The 3,964-nt window shown below is 46.7% G+C and carries 4 protein-coding genes; 2 read left to right on the forward strand and 2 right to left on the reverse strand.

Going from position 1 to position 3,964, the window contains the following annotated elements; translation table 11 throughout:
- Together WBA23_RS22785 and WBA23_RS22790 are read right to left on the reverse strand one after the other, a co-directional pair.
- On the reverse strand, positions 1-1,332 hold a 1,332-nt coding region (locus WBA23_RS22785), incomplete at its 3' end, for a PKD domain-containing protein (RefSeq protein WP_424584580.1).
- Positions 1,333-1,520: 188 nt separating this feature from the next.
- Complete coding sequence (locus tag WBA23_RS22790) at positions 1,521-1,664, reverse strand: hypothetical protein (RefSeq protein WP_424584581.1); 144 nt, start codon at positions 1,662-1,664, stop codon at positions 1,521-1,523.
- A gap of 238 nt (positions 1,665-1,902) precedes the next feature.
- Between WBA23_RS22790 and WBA23_RS22795 the strand changes: the two genes are divergently transcribed.
- Together WBA23_RS22795 and WBA23_RS22800 are read left to right on the forward strand one after the other, a co-directional pair.
- Complete coding sequence (locus WBA23_RS22795) at positions 1,903-3,174, forward strand: hypothetical protein (RefSeq protein ID WP_424584582.1); 1,272 nt, start codon at positions 1,903-1,905, stop codon at positions 3,172-3,174.
- Between the two features lie 47 nt (positions 3,175-3,221).
- Positions 3,222-3,964: PhoPQ-activated protein PqaA family protein (locus WBA23_RS22800; RefSeq protein WP_424584583.1), on the forward strand; the 743-nt coding region annotated here is incomplete at its 3' end.

The following is a 3,964-nucleotide window of genomic DNA, read 5'->3' on the forward strand; positions in this document are numbered from 1 at the left end:
CACACCGTACATATCCACATCGGAAGGCGATCGTCGGCGGAAGTCCTGCAAATTTGAAGATGACAAACGGAGGTATGGTACTTCTTCGCCACCGGGCAATACGCTGATTTGCTGGGTGAAGCTGCAACTGTCTGTCCCGTCCGTAACCAGTAGAGTCACGGCATGTACCCCCGCCTGCGTGAAGGCGTGACTAGCAAATGCACCTTCGTAAAAGCCACCGTCACTTACTGACCAGTGATAGCGTAAATTTCCATTGCCTCGCACTCCTGCTTGCGAACCTCGACCGTCCAGCACAAGCTGTTCTCCGGTTTTCATGATCTGGAAAGGTGCCATTTCGGCTCGTATTTTACCCGATCTTTGGCGGTTATTTTCAAACATCTTCCAAAAAATAATCCAGGGATCTAGCGGTAATTGTTGTTCGCCTTTGTTCCACTGAAAAAAGAAATGTACGTGAGGGTGACTGCCGTAGTGCGTTCCGCCAACTTCGCCATACTTCTTACTTTGAGACACAGGGGTACGTTCTCTCACATGCAGCTCGGTCATGTGATGGGTTCGCAGAATCCACTGCTCTCCATTCTCCCAGTTGCGGATTCCTTTCCAGCGATTGTTATTATCCCCTTTGGCCTTTGAATTAAAGTAATACTGATTATCAAAATCAATAGGCGCCCATAGCGGAGTGTTGTTAGGTACATTTACATCCAGTCCGTTGTGTGCTTCATCTTTCTTATAACCTCCCAGCCACGTATCAGCCCCTTCGTAAGATTCTCTGACATCCAAAAAGTTATCGGCAAGCGGAAACCAGGGTCGCAGTTGCTGCGGGGCAAACAAGCTACCCATTTCAATAAAGGCAAGGCGGCATTTTTTTCTGGGAAACGAGCGACTACCGCTGGACCCGTGATTATCTTTAATGAAAGTTTCAATGTCGTTTACCGCATCGAAAAATAAGGTTACCCCATGAATGTGATACGGCTCGTAGTACGATTGCTGCGCCGACACAATTCGGTGTAAGGTGAGTGGCTGCCCTTCGCAGAGAAGTTCGGCTTGCATCTTATAAATGCAACCACTCCGCCATTGGTTTTTGGGTAGGTCGTAAATGTAGATTGGTTCAGCGGCCGTTCGTTGCAGGACAAACGTACGCGCTTGTCCATTTTTTAACTGGTAGACGAGGGTATCGCCCCAATCCATTTCTACAGCTTTCAGGTGTCCATCTGATTTAAAATGGAACGTTTCGGCTACTGTCTTATCCGTGACTAACAAATGCAGTAGACTGAAAAGCCCGATCAAAACCCATTTCTTATTGCTCTTGAATACCGTCATAAGGATGTATTTCATTTTTGTTATGTGATGCTTTGAAAAGGTTGACCATTTTATGCATATTTTTGGGTAGCTGCAAGGTTTTGGCTTTCGCTGATGCTGGCTTCCTGAAGCATTTTGACTAGTGTAAAAGTTGAATCATTAAAGCTTACCGACTCTCCTTGTGAGCGATTGTTGCTAACCCATGTATGTCCGGCGTTTAGTCCCTACATAAAAGTAGCATGGAAAGGGGAATAAACTAGCGAACCCGTGTATGCCATAGTAAAACGAAGTCCTTCAGTCGCCATCTGATCCAGATCGGGGGTTAGTATCTTATCCTGACCGTAGCGACTAGCATCGCCCAAATCCATATCATCGGCTAGGTTTTAAAAGTTATAGGTTGCAAGTATGGTATTTCTTCCCTTTGGTGGTTTCTAAATTCTATATTGCCCCCTTCCTCGACTGGTTTCCAATCTTCTCTTTCTTATGGTAAAATGCTATAATGAATAGTTAAGAAGCTACACTCGCGAGCCTTTGCCAGAATGTATATTTGTTTGTAGAACCTATTTTCAATAGAAGCAACTAAATTTAGAGTAGGTAGAACGTCCTATGAGACCATTGATCATATGTATTTTGTTAGCAAGTCTGGAATTCGTTTCCGACGGACTAGCTCAAGAGTTTAAAGCAGGTGCTGCCCTGCGGGTGATTACTCCCGATCCGTTGCTGCCAGTTTCCGGAGGAGTAGGAACACCCCAGTTAGCTACCGTGAAAAAAGGAGAATTGTACGCGAGAGCTGTTGTATTCGAAGAAAACAATACGCGGGTAGCCATTGTAAACATTGATAATCTGGGGTGGCCCGCTGCACTGGGCAACCAGTCCCGGGCACTGATTACCGGAATTCCACCGGAGAACGTACTGATTGGGGTTACTCATACGCATAGTGCCCCCGACGCTTACGCCTTCGCGGATGAACAAGGAAATACTGGGGCCGATATGGAATATCTGGATTGGTGTGTTGGGCAAATAGCCGAGGCCGTCAATGAAGCTGTAGAAAACCTAGAACCAGTTTCACTGAAGATCGCGGTAGGTAAAGCTGAAGGTAAAATTGCGTTCAACTATTACGCACCTCAACTCTACGATCCCCGCTGCGGAGTTATTCAAGCGATTAGAACCACCGGGGAAAATGAAGGAAAAGTCATCGCCACGCTAGTCAATTACGCCATTCACCCCGAAGTACTGGGTGCTAACCAAGGAATACTTGGCCCGGATGTATGTGGCCCACTGTATGATCGGATAGAAGATAAAGCGGGGGGCATTGCCGTGTTTATGAACGGTGCGCAGGGAGGCATGGTCACGGCTGATAACCGGCGAGAAGATGGAACTAGTGAAAATACCTGGGAAGAATGCGTTCGCATTGGCAATCAACTGGCGGATGAAGCCCTGCGAATCATTAATGAGACTGAACCCCAGTTGAATCCTGAATTGTACTGCACTTCTCAAAAAGTCACCTTCCCCGTCGATTCGGAGATGATGCGCTACATCTTAGAAAATTCGCCTCTAAACTTTAACACCACCCAAACCAACACTGTAAGCACGCGTGTAAATCTAGTCAACATAGGTACAGCTCAAATTCTGACAATACCCGGAGAAGCATTGCCTAACATTGGCTATTATTTGAAGCGTAATATGCCTACCGAGCACTCATTTCTTTTTGGACTGACCAACGATGCCTTCGGCTATATACTGACCAAGGAAGACTTTAATAGCTTTGAACGCTACGACTATATTAGCCAGACGAGCCTGGGAGAAATGACTGGCGAAATTTATATAAAAGAAGCCCTGAGCTTGATTAAAAAAAGTCCCAAGCCAGACCAACCATGATTCTTTATCTGCAACCTTGAACGAGACGTTAGCAAAAGCATAACCTTATGAACACAAAATTCCGCTCACTAGCTTTTTTATTTTTAACCCTACTCACTTTTTCTTTCTGTGCCGAAAAGCCAGAACCCGTTACGGCTAACACTGCGCTGCAAAGCTATTTGCAAAATAGTGATCAGTCGTTTGCCTGGGAAATAAAGGAATCGTTTAGCCTAGAAGGCCTTACCGTCCACGAACTGCTGCTCACTTCCCAACAGTGGCGTGAACATACCTGGACGCATCAATTAACTGTACTGGTTCCACCGGAAATTAAGTACGATGGCGCATTACTGTTTATCACCGGAGGAAGTGTGAAAAACGGGCAACCCAACTGGAAAAGCCAGGATGACGAAGTGATGAAGAGCTTCGGGGCCGTAGCCGCTCAGAACAGTGCGATTGTTGCCGTTATTCGGCAGGTTCCTAACCAACCGCTGTACGACGACCTGACCGAAGACGAGCTAATTTCCTTTACACTGGACAATTTTCGAAAAGACAATGACTATACCTGGCCGTTGCTGTTCCCGATGACGAAGAGCGCGGTTCGGGCGATGGATGCGGTTCAGGAGTTCGCTAAGAATGAATTAGATCAGGATGTATCCCGCTTCGTAGTTTCCGGAGCATCCAAACGGGGCTGGACTACCTGGCTGACGGGAGCCAGTGACGAGCGGGTAGCGGCCATTGCCCCCATGGTTATCGATATGCTGAATATGCCCGTTAACCTGGATTATCAGGTAGAAGTGTGGGGTGATTATAG

Origin of the sequence: Tunicatimonas sp. (assembly GCF_049647865.1) — a bacterium.
In the GTDB taxonomy this organism is placed as follows: domain Bacteria; phylum Bacteroidota; class Bacteroidia; order Cytophagales; family Cyclobacteriaceae; genus Tunicatimonas.